The sequence below is a fragment of the Scytonema sp. PRP1 genome, from assembly GCF_036697665.2.
In the GTDB taxonomy this organism is placed as follows: Bacteria; Cyanobacteriota; Cyanobacteriia; order Cyanobacteriales; family Nostocaceae; genus Kalymmatonema; species Kalymmatonema gypsitolerans.
The window spans coordinates 78,952-103,022 of sequence record NZ_JBAHYJ020000024.1; the positions used below are offsets into that span (position 1 = coordinate 78,952).

Here is a 24,071-nt window from a genome sequence, read left to right on the forward strand (position 1 = left end):
CCATTTTTTTCTAATAGTATAGCTTGTATTGATTGCCTCATAAGGCTTCTAGCCATCGCCCTCCCGGAGAGTGACAGAAGAGGGATAGATGGGAATGAAGCTTGGAGTTGTCTAGAAAACCAATGGACGCAATATACACTAGCAATCTTTGATTGGTTACTGCCAGGAATATCAGGTTTAGAACTGTGCAAGCGCTTACGGGTTCGCGGCTACTCTTTGCCCGTGCTGATGCTAACAGCAAAAGACAGTATGGAAGCTAAGGTCGCTGGACTAGATGCAGGGGCTGATGACTATCTGGTGAAGCCGTTTGGCATGGAGGAACTGCTAGCGCGGTTGCGGGCTTTGCAAAGGCGATCGCCCTCATTCCAACCTCAGCAACTTCAAGTTGGTTGTCTCATCCTAGACTACGGTAGTTGTACAGTTTCTCGTCAGCACCCTAATGGTGAGTTGCAAATCATTACTTTAACAAAGAAGGAATTCCATCTGCTGGAATACTTCATGAAACGTCCCAACGTCATTGTTACCCGTGACCAAATTTTGAGTCATCTTTATACCTTCAGCGCAGAACGTATTAGTAATGTGGTGGCTGCTCAAATCCGGCTTTTAAGACGCAAACTGTCGGAATATAGTTGTGATGGTTTCATTGAAACTGTCCCCAACATGGGTTATCGTTTTAATCCTAACAATGCAGATGAAACTGTTTCATAAGACTCGCGCAACGCTTGCTCTTTGGTATGCAGGGGTTATGGGTCTGATTATGTCCCTATGCGGTTTCGCCGTATATGAGGTAATCATCCAAGCTTACTTGATTTCTATCAATCGGGAACTGGAGTCTGTAACAGTCACACTGCATAATGTGATTGAAGCAACTCTGAAAAAGCCCGGTCGCACGGAGCCAGTTTTTCAGTTAGTTTTACCAAATATTTGTCAAGCTTCTTCTAGCTGTCCCACCCAAAAAATCTTTAGCCACAATCAACTTGCCCACTCAGAACACGGCATTGTTGATGCTCTTTACAAAGATAAACAGTATTATATCCGTTTTGTAAATGCTTCGGGACAGTTAATTGCTGTGGCAGGTTTTCAACCTAACGAATTGCCGCCCCTTGTGCAAACAACACAAGTGCGGCAAACAGTCCTTGACTCACAAAGCAATCGTTACAGTCAAATGTCTCTGCCCCTGCACACTCAAGATAATCAGCTTTGGGGCTATATACAAGTGGGGCGCTCTCTCAAAGAACTTGATAATCGTCTCGCTGCTTTAAAATTGGTTTTGGCGCTGGGACTGCCAATTACGGTACTCCTCGTTGGCGGTTCTAGTTGGTGGCTAGCAGGCTTGGCGATGCGACCAATTGATAGGTCATATATAGCGTTTTCCGGTCTAGTGAGGTACACTTGAGAGATAAGTTGTGCATTTGACTCAAATAGAAATGAAGGCATACTCGCTCGACTTACGTCAGAAAATTATCGATACCTACTTTGAGGGTAAAATATCTCAGCGTCAGCTAGCAAAACGATTTCGAGTAGCCCTGAGTTTTGTTGAAAAATTGCTGAAACAATATCGACAGACAGGAAGTATTGCTCCTAAGGTTCGCATACAACAAACACCAACAAAGCTCTCCCAGGAACAATTAAATGTTTTATCTTCAATTGTGTCGGAGAATAATGATGCAACTTTAGATGAAATTCGTATGCTTTTAGAACAACAAATTGGAGTTTTGATTGGTCGCTCAACCCTAGATAGAATGCTGCGTCTTCTAAACCTAAGCCTTAAAAAAAAACACTACACCCAACCGAAAAAGAGACTGAGAGAGTTCAATCACTAAGGCTAGAATTCTGGCAAACGGTTCAAGGAATTCTTGCTAAAGACCTCATCTTTATTGACGAATCTGGTGTTAATTTATCTTTAGTACGATTGTTTGCCCGTGCCCCCAAAGGAAAACGAGCACGAGGTGAACGTCCTATGAAACGAGGAAAAAACGTCTCCTTAATTGGTGCGATCGCTCTCAAAGGTGTCATTACTCAAATCAGCCTTATTGGTGCGACAGATGGACTTACATTTGAGGCATTTATCTCCCAGAAGCTAGTTCCAAAACTTTGGGAAGGAGCTTATGTTGTAATGGATAATTGCTCGATCCATAAAGGCAAAGAGATTGAAGCACTCATCCAAGCAGCAGGAGCAAATCTAATTTATTTACCACCTTACTCTCCCGATTTCTCACCAATCGAAAATTGCTGGTCGAAAATCAAGAGTATATTACGTTCTATCGGTGCCAGAAATTATCCTTCTTTGGCGAAAGCAATTGAAGAAGCTTTTAATAAAGTGTCTTTAAAAGATATCCAAAACTGGTTTACTCACTGTTGTTACTGTACCTCACTAGACTAGGAAACGCTATAAACAAATGCAACAGTTTACTTCTGATGCTTCCCATGAGTTGCGTACTCCTCTGGCAGCAATTAATGCAACAGTGGAAACTGTACTCGACATGGAGCATCTGCCTGAACAAGAGGCGCGAGATATCCTAGTATCTATTAAGCGTCAGAATCATCGACTTGTTGAACTGGTTGCGGATCTGCTGCTACTCTCCCGATTAGAGCAGCAAATGCTGGCAACAGAACGATTACTTTGCTGTCTCAACGTTTTGATAAATGACCTTATAGAAGAGTATTCAGCGTTAGCAAGTGCAGCTTCTTTGCAATTAACATCTTCAGTTCTATGCCATCAGCCGTTATATGTAATGGGGGACGAAGACCAACTTTTACGTCTGCTTTCTAATTTAATTGCTAATGCCATTCAATATACCCCTACTGGCGGTTACGTCACAGTCATCCTTAAGCGCAGCAACGGTGATGCAGTGATTGAAATTGAAGATACAGGAATTGGCATTGCACCGAACGAACAAAACCGGATTTTTGACCGTTTTTACAGAGTACATAGTGACCGTTCGCGTAGCACTGGCGGTTCTGGATTGGGATTGGCTCTAGCTATGGCAATTGTTCAGGCACACAAGGGTAGCATACAGGTGCAAAGCCAACTTGGTAAAGGTAGCACCTTTATCGTTCGCTTGCCCTTAATAGTGACCCCGTTATCAAACATCCGAAGAAGCTGAAGAAGTTACTGAAAAAAGACTGCACCCGTGTTAAGCAACTTTTTCATAAAAAACTTTGGCAAGATTAGTACCTACACTGATTTATTACTATTAATGATGCATACGAAAACTAGCTACACCTATAGGTATTTCTGCATCACTGCCAGCAAATTTAGCCCTGAAGCGGTAGACATAACATAACTTTAATTTTGTTTTCACTTGACAAAGATTAAATAAAATGCTTTTCTTACTCACTGAATTTGTTTTATTCAAAAATTTGAAATTTCATCCTAATTTCATCTTGCTTTGAGAATCTATTTATAGGGGTTAACCCTGTTAATATTTACTTAGGTGTGAAAAATAACAAATCATGTCTAAGGCGAATTTAGGTGTGAGTGAAAAAAAAATCATGACAAAACTACCCTGGAAAGCTCTGAAGCTGAGTCCAGTTGTTGTCGCGGCAACATTTTTCGCGACAAATAGCGCTATGGCTTCTGAAGTGAATGAACAGGTGACTTCCGTCTCCCAGTTGACAGCACAATCTGACAACATTGGTCAAGTCACATCTGTTTCTCAGTTTTCCGATGTACAGCCAACAGACTGGGCATTCCAAGCATTGCAGTCTTTGGTAGAGCGCTACGGTTGTATTGCTGGTTATCCCAATGGGACTTATCGTGGGAACCGTGCTTTAACCCGTTATGAGTTTGCCGCTGGTTTGAATGCTTGCTTGGATCGGGTGAATGAACTGATTGCCACAGCTACCGCTGATCTGGTCAGGAAAGAAGACCTGGCTACTTTGCAGCGCTTGCAAGAAGAATTCTCTGCTGAATTGGCTACCCTGCGCGGTCGTGTCGATGCCCTAGAAGCTCGTACTGCTGAGTTGGAAGCAAATCAATTCTCCACCACCACAAAACTGGTTGGGGAAGCAATATTCAACATATCTGATATCTTTGGTAGCGATGATCGGGCTGTTCCCTCTGGTGTCAGCACGGCAGGAGCTCCCGAGTTGCAATCCAATACCATTTTCGCTAACCGAGTTCGTTTGAACTTGAACACGAGCTTCTTTGGCACAGACCTGTTGCAAACCCGTTTACAGGCTAGGAATATTACCCATACGGTGTAGGTGTAACGGGTACTGACATGACCCGCTTGGCATTTGATGGAGATAGGGGGAGTGGTGCTGGTCGAGGTACTACTATCGGTTCCAACGACATTGAAATCGACAAACTCAACTATGCATTTAACTTAAGTGAGGCTATACGCATCAAGGTTGATGCATTTGGTGGTAGATTCTACGACAACGTGAACACCTTCAACCCCGACCTTGCAAGCTCTGGTAGGGGTGCTATCTCCCGCTTTGGTCGTTTTAACCCCATCTACCGCCAAGGTTTTGGTGGTTCAGGTGCGACAATTACCGTGAATCCCAAAGGACCTATCACTGTGTCAGCGGGTTATCTAGGTAACAGAGCTAATAACCCTAACGATGGCTCAGGTCTATTTGATGGTAGCTATGCAGCTTTGGGTCAGATAGCCTTCCAGCCCAGTCAAGCATTCAACATCGGTTTGACCTACGCTCATAGCTATCAGAATACAGGAGGTCCTGCTGGTGGTGGTACTATTAACCTCTTTGAGTCCACTGGTAGTCAGTACGCCAATAACCCCTTCGGTGGTGCTGCTCTAAGTTCTGACCACTACGCCGTAGAAGCCGCCTTGAGACTAGGACCCAGAATTACGATTGGTGGTTGGTATGGTTACAGTGAGGCACAAGGTAAGGGGGGTGCAAGTGGTAATAATGCATACTTTGAGACCTATGCTGCTACCCTTTCTTTCAGAGACTTTGGCAGACAAGGTAGCGTGCTTGCTTTTATCTTTGGTCAACCCCCCAAAGCAACTGGCAACGATTTCGTCCAAGCAAATGGCGTTCGTCGTCAAGATAGGGACACATCATATCATTTAGAGGCGCTGTACAAACTGCAACTTAGTGACAATATTGCTGTCACCCCTGGTGTACTAGTCATCTTGAACCCAGAACACAACGACAACAATGACACCATTTATGTAGGTACACTGCGTACTACCTTTACTTTCTAAAACTCATTAGCAATTAAGAGAAATACTCGTTTCCGTTCCGCCTTTAGAAGGTGGCTATGGAAAAACTGAATAAATAAAAGCCCGCCTCTAAGCGGGCTTTTACGTATAAATATGTATTATGTTAAATTTTGCCTGTTTACTGTTTGTACCCTTGGCAGTTTTAAAAATCTTTTGATATTGCTTAAAATTTCATCTTGATTTCATACTTACTTGTCATAATAAAAGATGACTCAATAGACATTTTGCAAACACAAATAAGTCTCACTTACACCTACCGAGCTTATGGCAATATAGTCTATTGAGTTTTTCTTTACTGTTAACACCCAGCCCTCTAAATATTGACAAAAAATACATTTTATGAGTTTAGTTCACGGGATAAAATCTTTAGCAGCTTGGTATTGCTTTAGCTTTCGAGCAGTGTGCTTTTTTTGATGACAATCAATCAATCAATGATTGATTATGTCAATTGATTTGATTGATTATGTCATTGATCATTAGTTATTAGGCGGCTCCTCAGTCATATAGGTTATGAAAGACTGGCAAGAGTTTACACCTTTAGCCACATCAGCTAGTAATTCATCTGCTAGGTCGAGAAGATGAGCTATTCGTTCATCACTCAGTTGGTAATACACAAAACGCCCTTGCTGTTGACGAACAACTAAATCGCAACAACGCAAACATCCAAGATGGTTAGAAACATTAGATTGGCTTAGTCCTGTCGCTTCTACAATCTCGTTGACAGTTAACGGTCTAGAACGCAAGGCATTGAGGATAGACATACGCGAGTAGTCAGAAAACCCTCGGAACAGTTTGACCTTCAGATCGGTAGTTTTAGTTTTGGTAATTTGAGTTTTAGACAGCATTAGTATCCACAAGACGCTATTATTGGGAAATATCAGACTTACAAGAACCTCGGCTCAACCCTGTGAGCGTTCTCTCATATGTGCTTCAAGGTGATTTAAATTTTAGCGTTCATTAATACCCGCAAAGCACTATTGCTATTTGAGGAAATATCAGTTATCACTGATATGTTAGTCAAGATAGACAGTCAAGCAATTTCACTCGGCTGTCGATACCAGCATCATAGTCCAGAACGTTTGTCTGGAATTGATGTGAAAAAATTGATGCCTTACCTTGTGTGGTCACAGAGGTTTTTAAGTAGATGAACAAAAAATTTGTCCTCACCTTGCTTTCCAGTCCTGCATTGTTTGCGTCTATGCTGTCTATGGTGATGATGAGCCAACCAGCTAGTGCAACTCAAACGGTAACTCCTACAGGAACCCGTCTTTCCTGCGTACGTGATCCCCATTCAGAAACCCATCGCTTTGTATGTATACAGGTTAGCAAAACTATAGCGACTGCACCTAAAACAGAGGTGAAGGTAGCGCAAAAACTTCAACCAAATCAAGTCACCAATGTGGAATTCACCGAGGAAGAGAGCAATACTTCAATAGCCTTCTTTGGCTGTGATTGTGTAGTGTGCATAAATGCTCTTCGTCAAATGCGAGGTCAAACTATGATACCAGTCTAGTGGACTAGCAAGGAAAAAAAACATAGAAGAGCTAGCGAGTAAGTTCTCTTGCTCTATATATTAGCTCTTTCATATTACCATTCAATGATATGATAATGTAATTGAAAAACTTAACAACTGACAACTTAAGCTAATGCTTATCAATGCTCAATCTCAAGCTATCGGCTTGAAAGCGAAGCTCTTTCGCGGTTTTTCTGACCCTTCACGGCTAGCCATTCTCGATGTACTGCGAGATGGTCCACTGACTGTGACTGAAATTGCAACGGTGACTAGTCTCAGTCAGTCGAATGCTTCAAACCACCTTGGGTGTTTGCGAGATTGTGGGCTAGTCATCAGTAAGCAGGAAGGTCGTTACGTGCGCTATCAACTCAGCGACCTGCGAGTAGCCACGATTTTAGGTCTAGCAGATGACTTGCTAGCGGATGTGGCGAAAGAGGTTTACGAATGCACTCGTTATAACTGTCAAGAGAAAGAATAGTTATGTCTAACCAGCAAACTCTTGAGGTTGCTGTCAATGGTATGGACTGTGCTGACTGTGCCCGACACGTTCAGCAAGCTATTAGGAAACTGCCCGGTGTTGAGTCGGTTGATGTCTTCTTGTCTTCCAAAAAAGCCGTTGTCCGGCTCGATCCAACTCAAGTGGGTATAGCAGACATCCGCTCCGCTGTGATAGCTGCCGGGTATTCGCTTCCGGCGGAAACTGTAGACAAGCCAAAACAGAAACCTCTTGGTGATTTCACTAAAACTATTCTGGTCTTGTTTGGCGTTGTCTTTGGTGCAGTGCTATTCATCACGGTGGTGCGCGAACGGCTGGGACTGTTTGAAGCTTTGACTAAATACATCCCGTGGGCCATTGGCTTAGCCATCGTTTTGATTGGGGGCTATCCTATATTTCGCAACGTCGTCCGAACCACCTTAAAAGGGAGAATCACCTCTCACACGCTCATGACCCTTGGCGTCATAGCTGCATTGGCAGTGGGAGAATGGGCTACTGCTACTGTTGTTGTGTTTTTCATGTACATTCGGTGAGTATGCCGAGAAGTTCACGGCTGAACGTGCCCGTCGAGCAGTCAAAGACTTGACGGCTATGGCTCCTCAAATGGCACGGCTCGAAATCACTGAAAAGGTTACTTGCAATAATAGAGAACCTTTGCGCTTACACTTGTCTTGTTTGGCTACAGCGACTTCACGCCAAAAGTAGTAGAGTTTGCAACTGTTAGCAAACATTTGGATAAATCCAAGAATTTTATATCAACATATCACTATTCGCTGATATTATGCTAAATTAGCAGCTAAGGGGTGATGCTATGACTGAACGAGATGAGCGTGAAGAACTCCAGGCGCAGTTAGTTGAAGACCACGACGATGACGATTTGGATGAGGTGGAAGGCTTTTCTGGGCCGTGGTACACCTTCCCACCAATTCGCAATGCGCTAATTGCAGGGGCACTTTTGGTGACTGGCTGGCTCGTGAGTCAGTTCAATGTTCCGGTCTATGTTTCCAATAGCATCTTTGGGTTTGCTATTTTGATTGGTGCTTATTACTGGGCGCGGGAAGGTTGGGAAGAATTCATTAAGGAACGCGAAGTTGGTATTGAAGCGCTGATGGTTTTTGCCACACTGGGAGCGGTCATCTTAGGGCAATGGTTTGAAGCAGCATTTCTAGTGTTCCTCTATGCCGGAGCGGAGTCGATTGAAGAATACACCTTTGCCCGGACCCGCACCGCCATTCGCGCTCTTCTAGACTTAGTACCAGAAACCGCCGCTCTTTTGACGGACACGGGAGAAGTGCGAATTCCTGCGAAGGAACTCAAGATTGACAACGTGTTTCTGGTACGTCCCGGTGAACGCATTCCGACTGATGGTGAGATTGTAGAGGGAGCCAGCAGCATTGATGAGGCGGCGGTGACGGGTGAGTCGGTTCCAGTTGAGAAAGCAGTTGGTGACAAAGTTTTTGCTGGAACGATTAATACAACCGGAGTCCTCAAAGTTCGGGCGACGACAAGCTTTGCCTCCAACTCCCTACAAAAAATCATTCAAACGGTTGAAGAAGCCCAGGGTGTCAAATCAAGTGCTCAACGCTGGATTGACCGCTTTGGACGCCGCTATAGCCCCAGCGTCCTAGTTGTTGCACTTCTGTTGGTAGTTATTCCTTTCCTCATTAAAGCCAACTTCACAACCTGGGCAGTTCGAGCGGTAGTCCTGCTCGTTGCGGCTGCTCCCTGTGCATTAGTGATTTCTACTCCTGTTGCCATCTCTGCGGCGATTGGGCGATCCGGTCGGGAAGGCGTGTTGATCAAAGGAGGCATTCATCTGGAGAACCTGGCAAGAGTTCGAGTTGTGGCGTTTGACAAGACAGGGACACTCACTCGTGGCAAACCCGTTGTCACTAATGTCCTTTCAACCACAAATGAAACGACTTCACTAATGCGTAATGCTGCCAGTATTGAGCATCTGAGTGAGCATCCGCTTGCCAAAGCCATTGTCGAGAAAGCGCAGGCAGAAGGCGTTGCCATTGCAGAGGTGCGGAACTTTCAGTCGCTAATTGGCGCAGGCGCGAAAGCTGAGATTGACAGACAGATGATTTATGTGGGCAGTCCCGGGCTATTTCAGCAATTGGGTGTTCCTTTAGAAAGGCTTGAGACCGAAATTGAGCGTTTGCAAGCCGAGGGAAAGACAGTTGTTCTAGCGGGAACGGAAGATCGCATTCAGGGATTATTTGCCATTCGTGATGAACCCCGTCCAGAAGCTAAACGTGCGATTCAACAACTGCATAAGATGCAGGTCAAGGTGGCAATGCTAACGGGGGATAATGCCCGCACAGCTAAAGCAATCGCGGCTGAATTAGGCATTGACGAAGTTCGAGCTGACCTCAAACCCGACGACAAGGTCAAAGCCATTCAAGAACTAGAACAGCAGTATGGTTCGGTTGCCATGACAGGAGACGGCATTAATGATGCTCCAGCACTGGCAACCGCAACTGTTGGTTTAGCGATGGGGTCAGCCGGGACAGATGCAGCGATTGAAGCTGCTGATATTGCGCTCATGGGAGATGACCCCAGTCGGGTTGCTTATGCTTTGAAACTTGCCAAAGCTAGCCAACAGATTAGCTTTCAAAACATTGTGTTTTCAATTTTGGTGTTGGCGGTTTTGATTCCCGGTGCGCTGCTAGGTCTATTAGGAATTACGACTGCTGTGTTTGCTCACGAGGCGAGTGAACTTTTAGCAATCGCCAATGGCTTACGGATTACCCGTAAAAGATTGGCATAGAGACCACAGAACTGTCAGACGTTGTGTGCAGCTTTACCGAATAGAGACAGCTTTGAATCAAGTTGCTCAACAAATAAGATAAATTTAGACACATGAAAACAATTTTGTTTGATATTGGGATACCCTTTGGCATTCTGATTGGAATAGGCCTATGGTGGCGATTTGCTGCTCGACAGCGATCGCTACCCTGCCCACCCTGGCTAGGCTGGTCGTTAGAAAACGGATACATGAATGCCGTTGCCAGCAGTGCAACCATTCTTGATCGTCTTGAAATTGCTCCCGGTATGCGCGTTTTAGATATTGGCTGTGGACCGGGGCGAATCACTATTCCGGCGGCTGAACGGGTAGGACTTAACGGCGAAGTTGTCGCATTAGATATCCAGCAAGGCATGTTGGATCAGGTGGCAAAGCGAGTGCGTGAACGACCTAATTTAACCAATGTGCGACTGATACGGGCTGGAGCAGGTGAAGGCCAACTTGAGCATCATGCCTTTGATCGAGCGTGGCTGGTGACCGTGTTGGGAGAGATTCCAAACCGGGAAGCGGCACTACAAGAAGTCTATGAATCGCTCAAACCTAACGGTGTCCTATCAATTACCGAAGTCATCCCCGATCCCCACTATCAAAGCCAGAATACTGTTCGCCGTTTGGCTGAAGGAGTCGGGTTTCGCTTCGATCACCTCTACGGAAACTGGCTTGCATTTACGATGAACTTTGTCCGCCCAACGAATCCATGACTGAACCTAAGCCCCTGAAGCTGAATCTCAAAAAACGACTCTGGCAGCATCAACCTCTCATCATTGTTCTAACAAGTGGCATTTTAATGGGGTTAGCACCTGCTCCCCTTAATTTCTGGGTTCTGGCATGGGTTGCATTGGTACCGTTATGGGTTTTAGCGGTGAAATTCAAGAGCAGTTTCAAAGCATTGCTCTTACAAGGATTGGTTTGGGGAATCGGGTATCACGGACTGGCACTGTCTTGGATTACTGGCATTCACCCCATGACCTGGATGGGCGTGAACTGGTGGGTAAGTCTGGCGATCGCCCTCTTCTGCTGGGTCTTTATTACGCTATGGGGAGCTGTCCAGGTGGCACTGTGGGCAGGGATATTTGGACTTGTTTGTCGATCTCTGCCTCAAACATCCAAGTTAAGAATTGCTCTCAGTCGTGTCCTGATTGGAACAGCCCTTTGGTGTAGCCTGGAATCCCTCTGGAGCCGAGGACCGCTTTACTGGAGTTCTCTGTCCTATACGCAAAGTCCCTTCAACCTGCCACTCCTGCATCTAGGGCAAATTTCAGGTCCTCTCACCGTAACAGCCGCCATTATTACTGTAAATGGATGGATTGCCGAGGCATGGATTAACCGCAAAAACGTAACTCGCCCTATATATTTCAACTGGAAGTATTTGTGTATCGCTGCTGGAACAGTCATCACTCTGCATTTAATCGGCTTTACCTTATACAATCGTCCGCTCGCTCAACCTCCTTCATCAGCACTGAAAGTCGGCATCATTCAGGGCAATATTCCAAACGAAGTCAAGCTCTACGAAGAAGGCTGGCAACGCGCCCTCAAAAACTACACCAAGGGGTATCAGGTACTGGCAAATCAGGGGGTTGATGCCGTTCTCACTCCAGAAGTTGCTTTACCCCTTCAATGGACTGAGCCAAACCGCGTTCAAACTCCCTTTTATCAAACCATTTTGGAGAAGAGGGTTGTGGCGTGGGTTGGAGCATTTGGTACGCAAGGAGATCGCTTGAGCAATAGCCTGTTTACCGTTGCGGGTAATGGGCAGACCCTTAGTGAATACCGGAAAGTCAAGCTAGTGCCATTGGGCGAGTACATTCCCTTTGAGCAATGGTTGGATCAATTCGTGAATCGCCTCTCACCGCTCAAAACAAATCTGATTGCAGGTCAATCTAACCAAACCTTCGATACCCCCTTCGGTCGAGCGATTGTGGGCATCTGCTATGAGTCTGCCTTTGCCGAGCATTTTCGCGCTCAAGCAGCGGCAGGTGGACAGTTCATTCTCACTGCTTCCAACAATGCCCATTACAGTCCAGCCATGCCTGCTCAACATCATGCTCAGGATATCATGCGAGCGATTGAAAGTGATCGCTGGGCAGTTCGTGCTACCAATACGGGCTATTCTGGCGTTGTGGACCCGCATGGAAGAACCTTGTGGCGGTCTAATCTCAACACCTATGAACTTCATACCAATACAATTTATCGTCGCCAAAGTCAAACCCTTTATGTCCGATGGGGTGATTGGCTAACCCCTTTATTGGGACTAGTAGGACTAATGGTTTGGTCGGCTCAACGTCTTTAAATGAATCCGTAATCTGCTGTTGTCATTGGCATCAGAGTTAGTTCCTAAGATAGCAACTTTTTGCCTACTTTTTCTTGGTGTTTGCGCTTACGCACCGCAGCACCTAAAGCACCAGCGGCTAAGAATATACCGAGCGCAGAAGTAGGTTCGGGAACAGCAGTTGGTTTGGTAACGGTAGTGTAAAAGCTACTTACTCGGATCGGTCCATCTTGATCAGCTGGTGGTGGCGGTACTGGCGGAATGATCCCACCACCAGGCGTTAGATCGGGCTGGGTTTTGAATTGAGTGAAAAACACGGTCCCGTTTGGTATTACGCCACCACTAAACGTGATGACGCTATCTGTGACGGTAACGTCTTTAAAGATATCTACTAAACCAGGAACATTAGAGAAACCAATCTTCCCATCGCCATCTATATCTCCCCACTGCACCGACTCATTATTAAAGGGTGGAGTCGAATCCGGATTACTATAAAATAGGGTTTCTAATTTATAGACGAAGCTTCCGATATTCTGCCCAGTAGCATTTAGCAAGTTGTTAGTTATATTTGGGATACCATATTCCACGACTAGCCCGGGTTGAAATTCTGGTTCAAGCGTTCTCGTTTCTTTTAAGTCTTCATTCACCGTCGTCACGACGGGTTCCACCAAGATAGTGGCACTCGCTGGTGTCAAAGACAAAAGACTAATTCCTGCTGCTCCTAGAACAGAAAATGCTATTTTGGTCATGCTTAGTTCTCTGCTGTCCTTATGTTTACTTTATGAACTAACTCTAAAACTTTGAAACAATAATGTTTTAGGTTTCATTTAGTAGATGGAACCATAAAACTTCGAAAATTAAACTAAAACACAATAAACTCTTAAAAGAATTTACTAATAACAGCTTATGAGATGTAGAAAGCGTTTACAATGAACTATTTTTTGCTAAATTTATTAATTTTTTATATTTCGTTTGTGCTGAACGTAATTACTTAAGAGAAGCGGATATAAAACTTGGCATAAAATATTAATATGATTGTTGCTTTTGCAACTCACTAACCTGTTGTTTGACTAAGAGATGATTTATGAAATAAAGCGATTATGCAAGCATTCTCAATGCGCGTTCAGTGTCGCATCATGAGTCGCGACATTGCAGCATACATAAACTATTGCTTTGCGCTCATTCTAGAACACCGATTCAGTAATAAAAATCAGGGAGAAAGGGCAGTAAAAAAACGAAAACAAGAGGAAGGCAATGAGAGCAGGTATATTCAGTAACTGTTGTTTATTAACACCTACTAAGTGATTAGTGTCCGGGAAGTGGAGAATTCTGAAAGTTACTAGCTCCTTTATAGCCAGATAAATCTGCAAGCTCCTGCAATGTTTTCTCGCCTTGGTAGAACTTGCCGTTAATTTCCCAAGTGGGAAAGCCTTGAATATTGGCAGCTTGGCAAAGGTCTGGACGACCGTTTTTGCCCTTAGGATCGCACTCAACGTAATTCAATTGACTAGCCGCCTCTTTACCAAAGAGTTGCTTTTGGTTTTGACAGTGGGGACACCAGAAGGCTCCATACATTTTGGCTCCCACCTGCTTCAGATGCTGCACTAAAGCGATTTCAGCTGCACCAGAGATAGTCGTAATCGGATAACCCGCCTCTACTGAGTTAGATTGGGTCATGGCGGTGGGGTTATTGACGCTGGCATAGACACCCATAGTACCAACTAGGGTGATTATTCCCACCACAATCATAGTGAAAAATAGTTGTCCAATGTCCTCCCAATTGCGACCTATTAGTGTCAGGATAAATAAGCTGAGCGAGAAAACAGCAGAAGCGATGCAGTAGAGACAAAGCGATTTGATCTCAAAAGCCATCAAATACATTAAATAGCCGCTGAAAATCATCATTGCCGTCGCACCTACCAACAGCAGCAGCCAAGTCCAATCCTCCAGCTTTGAGCGCAATTTGTTCTTAGTCTCAGGCTGAGTCAACCAAGGAGCCACTGCCATTACACCCACACTGGTGTAAGCTAAAAAACCAAATAGTGCCAGAGGCAACCCAAAAACTGTGGCATATGGACTGGAAAGTACGCGATCGCAACCACTAACGGGACAGGCTGCCGAGCCTCCCGCCAGCTTAACTACAGTTAGATAGCCGGTGATCGCAGCACCCAAGCTGGCGATTGCTGCGATCAGAAACCGGGACCAACGATAAATCCACGGAACTGGACGTTTGCGTTTCATAAAAAAACTAGCAATCTAAATGTAAATAAACAAAATTGTTCCACGTAAAGCCCCTACTTAACTTTGCCAACAGTATTAGTAACAGACCAGAAAGTTACGCTACCCAATAGGTCGAATTATCTGATAAATTCAAGAGCTAATTCCTAACAACTTTCCTTCAAAAGGTTTACCTTTCAACATTCTATTCCAGTAGATATAGGGGAAGCCATATTTTTTTAGCAGCCACATACTGTACCGCTCTTTAGTTGGATCAATTGGAAATGTGGGGTAAAGCTTGTTGTCATAACCAAATTCTGCAAGTACTACCTTGCCGTACCCTGTAGTTATTGGACAGCAAGTATAGCCATTGTATTTTTGCTCGAGGTTTTTTGAGTTCATTAAAGCCAGTAAGTTATGAACAACAACTGGCGCTTGTTTTCTCGCAGCAGCCGCTGTTTTTGATGTCGGGAGATTCGCTGCGTCACCCAAGCTAAAAACGTTGGGGTAAACATTGTGCTGTAGTGTGTGTTTGTTTACATTAACCCAGCCTTGACCAGCTCCATCAAGTACAGCTAATTTGCTCTGTTTGATAAAGTCAGGTGCGCTCATAGGTGGTGTAATATGGAGTAAGTCGTATTGGATAGCTACTTCTGAGACACCCGAATGCGTTGATACATCAAAAATCGCTGTTTTAGTATCAGCTTTGATTTCTTTGAGATTGTATTTGTATCTCACGTCTATCTGTTTACGCTCTACTACAGAAAGCAATGTTTCCGCGAATTCTTTTACACTGAAAATTACTCCCATAGCTGTGCAAAACATGACTTTTGACTGACAGCGAACCCCTTGTTTCCTAAAAGCGTCATCAGCCAAATACATAATCTTCAGTGGTGCTCCTCCACATTTAACCGGAGTATTAGGGTAAGTGAATATAGCATTACCGCCTTTGAAGTTCTTGATGACTTCCCAGGTGTAAGGGGCGTATTGATAAGCATAATTACTGCAAACGCCATCTTGCCCAATTGTTTCTTTTAGCCCTTTAATTAAATGCCAATCAATTTGAAGACCTGGAGCTAAAACCAGATATTCATAACAAATACGTTTTCCCTCCCTAGTAATTACTGTATTGTTGTCTGGGTCTAAGTGAGCTACAGAGTCTTTGAGCCAAGTAGCACCATCAGGAATATAGTCTTTTTCATCCCTAACTGTATCCTCAGCTTTGTAAACACCGCCGCCAACTAGTGTCCAAGCTGGTTGGTAGTAGTGCTTGTCTCTTGGTTCAATAATGGCAACATCAAGCTGCTTATTTTTTTCCAGCAGTTGGGCGGCGACTGTGATGCCTGCGGCTCCACCCCCAACGACTACAACTTGGTGCTGCACGCTGACTGCGTCACTTGGAATGGCTGATTCGCGATCTACTGGCTTAACTAGCACAGACATGATACTTTTGTCTCCCTCACAAGCTATAAACGAAATATTGAGCTAAAGGTTTAACTAGGGGAAGCTAGGTTACCGCAACGCTGGTTAGCAGTTCCTGTGATGTGGTCTGCGTGGATATGGGTTTCCAAACAATACCGAAGCGTGAAGCCAAGCTCTTGGACGAGATGGTAGTCACGGTCAACTTGTTCCAAAACTGGATCGACCAGAACTGCTTCTTGTGTATTGAGGTCAGCAATTAGGTAAGTATAAGTACAAGATTCGCGGTCGAACAATTGGCGAAAAACATCTATAGCTCTCCTAATACACTAATCAATGCAATTGACTGCAAACAAAATTCTGTTGCGGTGGAGATAGTAGTACGGTTAAGTTCAACTGCTTTCCTCGTCCAGCAAGCAGCCATAGGGTAGCTTTATTTTCGCCGCGTTGTACTTGGCGTGAGGGGTCAGAGAATCCTCAAAAGAGTTTGACTTTGAGATGAGCAGTTTGAGACATGGCATTTATTCATGCTTATTTCTATGCTAATATCCTATCATATCAGCTATGCCTGATATGTCAAAAGCGAAAAATAAATATTGAACTGTGCGACTGACTTTCAACGGCTATCTGATGTATCTGTTAGCTTTTGAGATTAAGGTAGTCTGTGTTTACTGCGTTGCTTTGGCTTTGTTCTTACCTAGTCGTTTATTCTGGTGCTTGTTGGTCAGGATTGGCAGGACATCGGACAACTGTTTTTTATTGGGCTTGTAGTGGGAATGATTATGCTGGTTGGCACCTTGGATGTTGATACTAGCCTCAAAAACCCTGAGATTGTTAACAGATCGGTTTCTGGAAAACCTTGCTTAGAACCTGTCAAGAAACAAATTTTACAATTTGCTATCTAGAAAGTTTACTGAGCAAGCCTTTCTAACTTAAAAAAGGCAAGGTTGTTACGTGACAAGCTCTTACCAATTATCACCACTTCAAGGATGGCATAGAGGCTCTGACTGAAGTCGCTCATGCAGGCTCAACTACTATTAATGAGTATCCAATGACTATCGAACAGAGCAGTGTGGCAAAAATTTCATCATAGGAGTTAAATCATGCGGATTGCTAAAGACGTAACAGAACTGATCGGACGAACTCCTTTAGTGCATCTCAACAGGATTCCTCAAGCAGAGGGATGCCTCGCAAGGATTGTTGTGAAGCTGGAAGGAATGAACCCAGCCGCTTCAGTGAAAGACCGCATTGGGATAAGTATGGTGCTCTCAGCAGAGGCGGCAGGGTTAATTGAGCCACAGAAAACAGTTTTAGTGGAGCCTACCTCAGGTAATACGGGGATTGCACTAGCGATGGTAGCGGCGGCTCGTGGTTACCGTTTGATTTTGACAATGCCTGAGACGATGAGTTTGGAACGACGCGCCATGCTCCAAGCTTACGGTGCTTCTTTAGAGTTGACACCAGGGGTTGAGGGAATGCGGGGGGCAATTCGCAAAGCCGAAGAAATTGTGGCAATCACCTCCAATGCTTATATGCTGCAACAGTTTTGTAACCCAGCTAACCCGCAAATTCACAGGCAAACCACAGCAGAGGAAATTTGGGCAGATACCGATGGGCAAGTGGATATCCTCGTTGCTGGAGTGGGTACTGGTGGAACGATTACCGGAGTTGCTGAAGTAATTAAAGGGCGCAAGCCAAGCTTCAAAGCGATCGCAGTTGAACCCAGTAACAGTCCCATCCTTTCTGGCGGTAAACCAGGACCACATAAAATTCAAGGAATTGGTGCTGGATTTGTCCCAGAAATTCTCCGTACAGACTTGATTGATGAAGTCATTACAGTCAGCGACAATGAGGCAATGGCTTTCGGGCGGCGTCTGGCACAAGAAGAAGGATTGTTGTCCGGTATATCCTCTGGTGCTGCTTTGTATGCGGCAATTGAGGTAGGTAAACGACCAGAAAATGCAGGTCATTTAATCGTCATGATTCAGCCTTCCTTTGGGGAACGTTACCTGAGTACCGCTATGTTTCAAAAATTGGCAATTTAGGGATTTGATTGGAGCTACTGGAGAATACCACGAGCCATCGCTCGCAGCCATCTTTAGTCACCTTCTTTATGATTATAACGGCTGCAAGAGTTTACACCTTTAGCCACATCAGCTAGTAATTCATCTGCTAGGTCGAGAATCTGGGCTATTCGTTCATCACTGAGTTGATAATACACATAACGCCCCTGCTGTTGACGAACAACCAAATCGCAACACCGTAAACACCCAAGATGGTTAGAAACATTAGATTGGCTCAGTCCTGTCGCTTCTACAATCTCATTGACAGTTAACGGTCCACAACGCAAGGCATTGAGGATAGACATCCGTGAGTGGTCAGAAAACCCCCGAAACAGTTTGACCTTTAAATCAGTAGCTTTAGTTTTGGCGGGTTCAATTTTAGTGTTCATTAATATCCGCAAAGCGCTATTATTATGACATATCAGGCGTAACTGATATGTTAGTCAGAATGAAAAGCCTTGTAATTTCGTTCGGCTTATCAATACCTGCATCATAGTCCAAAACGTGTTTTTGGACAGGATAGCAACTTAGTATTAGCGTGTCAGCCCATGAACTCGACCCCTTCCCTCAAAACCCTACAAGCGCTAGTTGGCGGTATGGACTGCGGTGGCTGCGCCAAAACCATAGAAGCCAGATTGAAGCAGTTAACCGGAGTCACCGAAGCCGAAGTGAACTTTGCAACAGGGCGCTTGAGTGTATCCTACGACCCGAAACTATTAAATGAAACGGCAATCGCAGAGCGTGTTACTGCTTTGGGTTACACGGTTGATGTGGCTCAACCGCCTCAACTCAAAACCCTACAAGCGCTGGTTGGCGGAATGGATTGTCCTAGTTGCGCCAAGACCGTTCAAGCGAATCTCATGCAAATACCTGGGATTACTGATGCGTCCGTCAATTTTGCTGATGGTAAGCTCATTGTCTCCTATGACCCAGGACAAGTTGAGGAAACGTTTATAAAAACGCGCATACAAAAGTTAGGATATACCGTTGAACCTGTTGAAAAAAGTACGCCTGTTACAGGTGCTTCACCTGTAAAGGAAAAAACGCAGAAACAAGATTTCATCGGTTGGCGGTTTTGGATATCTAGTCGGCAAGGACAAAGCATTATCTTCTCTGGGTTAGGGTTATTATTGGGGGTCATCACACAGCAGTTGGCGCTACCCATCTGGATAGCAAGGGCTTTTTATGGCATAGGCATGGCGGTAGCCGGATTTCCCATAGCACGGGCAGGTTGGTTTGCTCTGTTGTCGCGCCAAGCCGATATGAATTTGCTGATGACCATTTCGGCAATTGGGGCTGTGATTTTGGGGGACTGGTTTGAGGGGGCGCTAGTCGTTTTCCTGTTTACACTAGGCACAACACTACAGACTTTCACCTTCGGTCGTACCCGCAACGCGATTCGTAACTTAATGAATTTAACCCCACCCACTGCCACCGTCAAGCGAGGTAATCAAGAGGTATCAGTTCGAGTGGAGGAAATTCAGGTTGGCGAAATTTTGACAATCCGACCGGGGCAGCGCCTAGCATTGGATGGAATCGTTATCTCTGGTAATTCAGCAATTGACCAATCTCCTATCACCGGAGAATCTATTCCAGAGGACAAAGCCCCAGGTTCGCACGTCTTTGCCGGAACTTTAAATCAAACAGGTTTTCTAGAAGTCGAAGTCACTCATAGCTCAAGTGACACCACCGTTGCACGTATTATTCACTTAGTGGAAACAGCCCAAGGAAGCCGCGCACCTACACAGCAGTGGGTAGACCGCTTTGCGTCTATATACACGCCCATTGTACTCCTGGTCGCCGTTGGCATTGCGCTGATTCCTCCATTGGTTTTCGCTCAACCGTTCACCGTGTGGATTTATCGGGCGCTGGTGATGCTGGTCATCGCTTGCCCTTGCGCTTTAGTGATTTCCACTCCTGTTTCCATTGTCAGCGCCATTGGTGCTGCAACCCGTCAAGGAGTTCTGTTCAAAGGGGGAAATGCTTTGGAAATAGCGGGGCGAATGAATACTTTCGCCTTTGATAAAACTGGAACCCTCACGCAAGGATTACCAGTCGTTCAAAAGGTTTACGAATTGGGCAACGCAGATACAAGAAAAGTGTTGCTGATTGCTGCCAGCTTGGAACAACAATCAGAACATCCTTTGGCTAAAGCTATCGTCACTGAGGCATTAGATAACGGATTAGAACTACAAACTCCTCAAAACTTTACGGCTGTTCCTGGTAAAGGAATTTGGGGAACATACAGCAATCAAATTTACTTTGTCGGTAATCGGCGTTTGTTTGTAGACCATGATGTACCACTCTCACAAGAGGCAGTAGCGCTGTTAGATGAAATTGAGTCCCAAGGTCAAATCCCTGTGCTGGTAGGAAAACGCAACACATTATTAGGAGCGATCGCCTTGGCAGACGGAGTACGGTTAGAAGCTTCTGAAGCTGTGCGGCTCCTCAAACAAGTCGGACTAAAACACATTGTTATGTTGACAGGCGATCGCTCAACAGTTGCCCAGCGGATTGCCCAACAAGTTGGACTCACAGAGTATCTGGCTCAACTGCTACCAGAAGATAAGCAACAAGAAGTTTATCGGCTTCGTCGTTCTGGAGTGGTCGGTATGGTTGGCGATGGCATCAACGATGCCCCTGCTTTGGCTGCTGCGGATGTTAGCTTTGCTGTGGGTGGCATTGATATTGCCTTGGAAACTGCCGATGTGGTGCTAGTAGGCGGCGACCTCAGACGGCTTGCTTATGCTGTGGATTTAAGCCGCCGTACTGTGTCTGTGATTCAGCAGAATGTTGTCCTCTCCCTCGTGACCAAGGGATTGTTTTTACTGTTAGGTACTTTCGGTTTTGTGGGGTTAGCTGTTGCTGTTTTGGCAGATATGGGAACATCCTTGCTTGTAACCGCAAATGGGATGCGGCTATTTAGAGCTAAGAACAACCAGTTTTAGTAGAATTATTTCAATTTTGTCTATATAATGGCTAAAAAATTCCTTCAATCTTCCAAGTTTTTTCACTTTATAGACTGGCTGGATGTCTTTGCAATTACTGCTTGGGGAATATTGCTGCTGAAATATTGGCTGACCGAGAAACTTGTCTTGCTAGTTCACCCCAGATACTTCTGGTTAGTCATTACCACTGGGGTTGCACTCTTATTTATTGCCGTTTTCAAAGCGTGGGGACTTTGGCGGAAGCATCCTACACCAAAGGTTCAGCATTTATCGTTATTTCCTCCGGGTTGGGCAAGTGTGCTGCTTCTGGTCATCGCCCTCGTAGGTCTAGTGGTCATTCCTCGACCTTTAACAAGCCAAGCTGCACATCAACAAAACATTGCAGATTTTTCAATTGCAGCCACCCGCGTTAAACCCCAAGCGTTCCGCGCTTCAAATCGACCAGAAGACCGTTCGCTGGTTGATTGGGTGAAAACACTGAGTGTCTATCCTGAACCAGATTCCTATGTCGGTCAAAAAGCTAAAGTCCAAGGTTTTGTAGTTCACCTTAAAACACTGCCCGATGATTTTTTAGTTATTATGCGCTTTGTGATTACCCACTGTGCCTTAGATGCCTCCCCAATGGGATTGCCTGTTAAATTAACCACCAGCCGTCAAGTCTATCCACCAGATACTTGGTTGGAAATTGAAGGTGAAATGATGACAGCAGAATTAGAAGGTAAACGTGAACTGACTATTCAAGCAAAGTCTATCAAACCAATTACAGAACCTAAGAATCCTTACGAATATTAAATACTGACAGCAGAAGGGTACGATTATTTGACACAAAATAAGAGCGCTAGTTAATGGAAGGCAGACAGAAAGAGTGTTTTGAGATTAGCGTACAATTTTCCCGTTTCGGTACGGTGACCTCTAATACAGCCCTTTAAATTGGTGAATAGAACGAACGCCATTTAGCGCTGTGACATCAAGGGGCAATCGAACGGTAAAAGTGCTACCTTTACCTAACTCACTTTGTACAGTCAAACTGCCGTAATGTGTCTGAACAATAGCCTGCGCGATCGCCAACCCTAATCCAGAACCGCCAGTGCTACGAGAGCGATCGCTATTCACCCGATAGAAGCGGTCAAAAATCCGAGAAAACTCCTGCTGCGGAATGCCAATGCCTGTATCTTGAACTGAAATCACAGCATTTTGGTCATTGCGGTCTAAAACAACTATCACCTCACCACCTACAGGAGTGTACTGGATGGCATTTACAATTAAGTTGAAAATTAGACGATAAAGCTGTTCAGAATTGCCTACGATATTCACAGGCTGATGCACCCGTATTAAAGATGCCAAGGATACTTTGGCTTTTGACGCCATCGCTGCAAATTCCTCAATTAAGTCGCTGACAATCTCATTCAAGCAACAAAGTTCATGTCGCACTGGCATGGACTGTCGATCTAGGCGAGATAAAAGCAGCAAATCAGCAACCAAAGTCGTGAGTCGCAGATTTTGACGCTCTACAGTTTGCAGAATGTCCCGCGCTTCTGTTTCATCCAATTGCGGCATCATAAGCGCTGATTCTACTGTTGCTCGTGTTGCAGCTAGAGGTGTTCGTAACTCGTGTGCTACATCCGCTGTAAATTGTTGAATTTGTTTGTAGGATTGATAAATCGGTTGCATTGCTAATCCTGCCAACCACCAACTAGCAACACCGACTAAACCCATTGCTGTTGGTAATCCCAACGCTAAAATTAATTTCACAGCATTTAGATAATTACTGAAGTCTTCCAGACTTCGCCCCACTTGGATATATCCCCAATCCCGATTGTCCTGGGTATGTAGCACAAAAGAAATTTGATGATAAAGGTTGCCTTTGTCGTCTTTTAGGGTTTGCCAAAGTTTTTTGTTAAAAAGTGGAGACAGTCCCTTTGGATAAGAGCCTGCTATGGCAAACAGGCGTCCTGAGTTATCGAAAATACGTACATAATAGTAGCCTTGGCTGATTGCGCTCTCCGTATGGCGTTTGAAAGTTAATTGCTCTTGAATGCACTTGTCTCCAACTACACATATATTTGGTAGAAGCTGCTTTAAAATCGGTTCCAAGCGTCCAGGTTGCTGTAGTTTCAGTTCAATACTGTCATGCAGAGTTCCTGCAACGGATTCCAGTTCCCGGTCTAAAGTTACCCAATGAGCATGAGATATTGCTTGGTAAACGCCAAATCCGCACAGACCTAAGATAAGAGCCATGACAAGCGCGTACCACGAAGCCAAACGCAAGCGGGTTAGCCTAAATAGTTTATTTTGATTCATGGTGTAAGATTAAGTCGATATCCCATACCATGCAAAGTTTCAATGGGGTTAGAGCAGCCACTTGACGCCAATTTGCGCCGCAACAAACGTATTTGAGCCGCGACTACATTACTAATAGGTTCTGCACTGACTTCCCAAATCTGATTGCGAATCTGTTCAGTAGTAACAATTTGGTTTGGGTGCTTCATGAAATACTCCAGCAACTGGAATTCTTTATGAGTTAGGGGAATCACCTGTTTTTCTCCCGTAGCATTTTGACTGACAATTGTACTACTGCCGTAATCTAAAGTCAGGTGACCAACAGTTAATTCCATTGGTTGGAAGTTAGGCGAGCGCCTCTGCAATGCTCGTAACCGCGCCAGTAATTCCGCCATGCCAAATGGCTTTACTAAGTAGTCATCTGCACCTGCATCCAGCCCAGTCACTTTATCTTCCATTCTGTCTTTTGCTGTTAGCATCAACACAGGTAAAGGATTTTTGCTGCTACGTAGCCGTTTACATAACTCCAAACCTGATATTCCAGGTAGCATCCAATCGAAAATAGCCAGCGTATACTGCGTCCAGCTATTTTCTAGATATGCCCATGCCTCATTACCATCCATAACCCAGTCAACGAGATACTTTTGTTGATTCAAAGTTCGCTTAATAGCAGCGCCCAAATCTGGCTCATCTTCAACTAGCAACACCCTCATAAAAAATTAAGATGTCAACGGTTGGTTTAGATTTTCTGAAAATTTACATACATAAATAGTTACAAGGATTTAGCCCAATACGGTTGCTGTTAAGACATTTATTCGTTTCGACAGCAGAGGGGCAGAGGAGAAAGAGTTATTGTCCAATA

General features: G+C 44.7%; 18 protein-coding genes and 5 pseudogenes. 15 read left to right on the forward strand and 8 right to left on the reverse strand.

Going from position 1 to position 24,071, the window contains the following annotated elements; genetic code table 11:
* Nucleotides 1–84 precede the first annotated feature (84 nt).
* The 5 genes and pseudogenes from rppA (V5G28_RS04620) to V5G28_RS04640 all read left to right on the forward strand — a co-directional run.
* Nucleotides 85–708: pseudogene (gene rppA, locus V5G28_RS04620) on the forward strand (two-component system response regulator RppA); the annotation flags it as partial.
* Nucleotides 686–1,363: pseudogene (locus V5G28_RS04625) on the forward strand (two-component system sensor histidine kinase RppB); the annotation flags it as partial. The pseudogenes rppA (V5G28_RS04620) and V5G28_RS04625, both read left to right, overlap by 23 nt.
* Nucleotides 1,364–1,427: 64 nt before the next feature.
* Nucleotides 1,428–2,383 (forward strand): IS630 family transposase gene (locus V5G28_RS04630; RefSeq protein ID WP_336229781.1). Its coding sequence is split into 2 segments (ribosomal slippage): nt 1,428–1,770 and nt 1,770–2,383, totalling 957 coding nucleotides; the frame shifts between segments, so codons are not numbered across the junction.
* Between the two features lie 7 nt (nt 2,384–2,390).
* Nucleotides 2,391–3,107: pseudogene (locus V5G28_RS04635) on the forward strand (sensor histidine kinase); the annotation flags it as partial.
* Nucleotides 3,108–3,495: 388 nt separating this feature from the next.
* Nucleotides 3,496–5,177 (forward strand): annotated as a pseudogene (locus V5G28_RS04640) (iron uptake porin).
* A gap of 494 nt (nt 5,178–5,671) precedes the next feature.
* On the opposite strand, the gene V5G28_RS04645 reads toward V5G28_RS04640, so the two are convergent.
* On the reverse strand, nt 5,672–6,040 hold the full coding sequence (locus tag V5G28_RS04645) for an ArsR/SmtB family transcription factor (RefSeq protein ID WP_336229757.1): 369 nt from the start codon (nt 6,038–6,040) through the stop codon (nt 5,672–5,674).
* A 299-nt stretch (nt 6,041–6,339) separates the two neighbouring features.
* On the opposite strand from V5G28_RS04645, the gene V5G28_RS04650 reads away from it, so the two are divergent.
* From V5G28_RS04650 to lnt, 6 genes are all read left to right on the forward strand, one after another.
* A complete protein-coding gene (locus V5G28_RS04650; RefSeq protein ID WP_336229758.1) occupies nt 6,340–6,708 on the forward strand; it encodes a hypothetical protein in 369 nt (122 codons plus the stop codon).
* A gap of 133 nt (nt 6,709–6,841) precedes the next feature.
* Nucleotides 6,842–7,186, forward strand: a complete 345-nt coding sequence (locus V5G28_RS04655; RefSeq protein ID WP_336229760.1) for an ArsR/SmtB family transcription factor — start codon at nt 6,842–6,844, stop codon at nt 7,184–7,186.
* A 2-nt stretch (nt 7,187–7,188) separates the two neighbouring features.
* Nucleotides 7,189–7,737: a cation transporter gene (locus V5G28_RS04660; RefSeq protein ID WP_336229761.1), complete on the forward strand. Its 549-nt coding sequence runs from the start codon at nt 7,189–7,191 to the stop codon at nt 7,735–7,737.
* Nucleotides 7,738–8,015: 278 nt separating this feature from the next.
* A complete protein-coding gene (locus tag V5G28_RS04665) occupies nt 8,016–9,977 on the forward strand; it encodes a heavy metal translocating P-type ATPase (RefSeq protein ID WP_336229762.1) in 1,962 nt (653 codons plus the stop codon).
* Between the two features lie 92 nt (nt 9,978–10,069).
* The gene (locus V5G28_RS04670; RefSeq protein WP_336229763.1) at nt 10,070–10,714 is read left to right on the forward strand and encodes a class I SAM-dependent methyltransferase; all 645 of its coding nucleotides are present in this window, start codon (nt 10,070–10,072) and stop codon (nt 10,712–10,714) included.
* On the forward strand, nt 10,711–12,303 hold the full coding sequence (gene lnt / locus V5G28_RS04675; protein WP_442994217.1) for an apolipoprotein N-acyltransferase: 1,593 nt from the start codon (nt 10,711–10,713) through the stop codon (nt 12,301–12,303). Before V5G28_RS04670 ends, lnt begins: the two co-directional genes overlap by 4 nt.
* A gap of 44 nt (nt 12,304–12,347) precedes the next feature.
* On the opposite strand, the gene V5G28_RS04680 is transcribed toward lnt, so the two are convergent.
* From V5G28_RS04680 to V5G28_RS04695, 4 genes and pseudogenes are all read right to left on the reverse strand, one after another.
* Entirely contained in the window at nt 12,348–13,031 is a 684-nt protein-coding gene (locus V5G28_RS04680; RefSeq protein WP_336229765.1) for a PEP-CTERM sorting domain-containing protein, read from the reverse strand.
* Nucleotides 13,032–13,587: 556 nt separating this feature from the next.
* Entirely contained in the window at nt 13,588–14,523 is a 936-nt protein-coding gene (locus tag V5G28_RS04685) for a vitamin K epoxide reductase family protein (protein ID WP_336229767.1), read from the reverse strand.
* 129 nt (nt 14,524–14,652) lie between these two features.
* Nucleotides 14,653–15,942, reverse strand: coding sequence for an NAD(P)/FAD-dependent oxidoreductase (locus V5G28_RS04690; protein WP_336229768.1), 1,290 nt, complete (start codon nt 15,940–15,942; stop codon nt 14,653–14,655).
* 77 nt (nt 15,943–16,019) lie between these two features.
* Nucleotides 16,020–16,232: pseudogene (locus tag V5G28_RS04695) on the reverse strand (MBL fold metallo-hydrolase); the annotation flags it as partial.
* 399 nt (nt 16,233–16,631) lie between these two features.
* Here V5G28_RS04695 and V5G28_RS04700 point away from each other — a divergent pair.
* Together V5G28_RS04700 and cysK are read left to right on the forward strand one after the other, a co-directional pair.
* A complete protein-coding gene (locus V5G28_RS04700) occupies nt 16,632–16,823 on the forward strand; it encodes a hypothetical protein (RefSeq protein WP_336229769.1) in 192 nt (63 codons plus the stop codon).
* A gap of 198 nt (nt 16,824–17,021) precedes the next feature.
* Nucleotides 17,022–17,963 carry a cysteine synthase A gene (gene cysK / locus V5G28_RS04705; protein WP_336229770.1) on the forward strand — a complete coding sequence of 314 codons (942 nt, stop codon included), beginning with the start codon at nt 17,022–17,024 and terminating at the stop codon, nt 17,961–17,963.
* Nucleotides 17,964–18,016: 53 nt separating this feature from the next.
* Here the strand turns inward: cysK and V5G28_RS04710 are convergent, their stop codons facing one another.
* The gene (locus V5G28_RS04710; RefSeq protein WP_336229772.1) at nt 18,017–18,370 is read right to left on the reverse strand and encodes an ArsR/SmtB family transcription factor; all 354 of its coding nucleotides are present in this window, start codon (nt 18,368–18,370) and stop codon (nt 18,017–18,019) included.
* Between the two features lie 159 nt (nt 18,371–18,529).
* Here V5G28_RS04710 and V5G28_RS04715 point away from each other — a divergent pair, with 159 nt between their 5' ends.
* The gene (locus tag V5G28_RS04715) at nt 18,530–20,929 is read left to right on the forward strand and encodes a heavy metal translocating P-type ATPase (RefSeq protein ID WP_336229773.1); all 2,400 of its coding nucleotides are present in this window, start codon (nt 18,530–18,532) and stop codon (nt 20,927–20,929) included.
* Between the two features lie 27 nt (nt 20,930–20,956).
* Nucleotides 20,957–21,721 (forward strand): TIGR03943 family putative permease subunit, encoded by a 765-nt coding sequence (locus V5G28_RS04720; RefSeq protein WP_336229774.1) that lies wholly within the window; start codon nt 20,957–20,959, stop codon nt 21,719–21,721.
* 120 nt (nt 21,722–21,841) lie between these two features.
* Here V5G28_RS04720 and rppB read toward each other — a convergent pair whose 3' ends face one another.
* Both rppB and rppA (V5G28_RS04730) read right to left on the reverse strand, forming a co-directional pair.
* On the reverse strand, nt 21,842–23,230 hold the full coding sequence (rppB, locus tag V5G28_RS04725) for a two-component system sensor histidine kinase RppB (protein ID WP_336229775.1): 1,389 nt from the start codon (nt 23,228–23,230) through the stop codon (nt 21,842–21,844).
* Complete coding sequence (gene rppA, locus V5G28_RS04730) at nt 23,227–23,922, reverse strand: two-component system response regulator RppA (protein ID WP_336229777.1); 696 nt, start codon at nt 23,920–23,922, stop codon at nt 23,227–23,229. Before rppA (V5G28_RS04730) ends, rppB begins: the two co-directional genes overlap by 4 nt.
* Nucleotides 23,923–24,071: the final 149 nt, after the last annotated feature.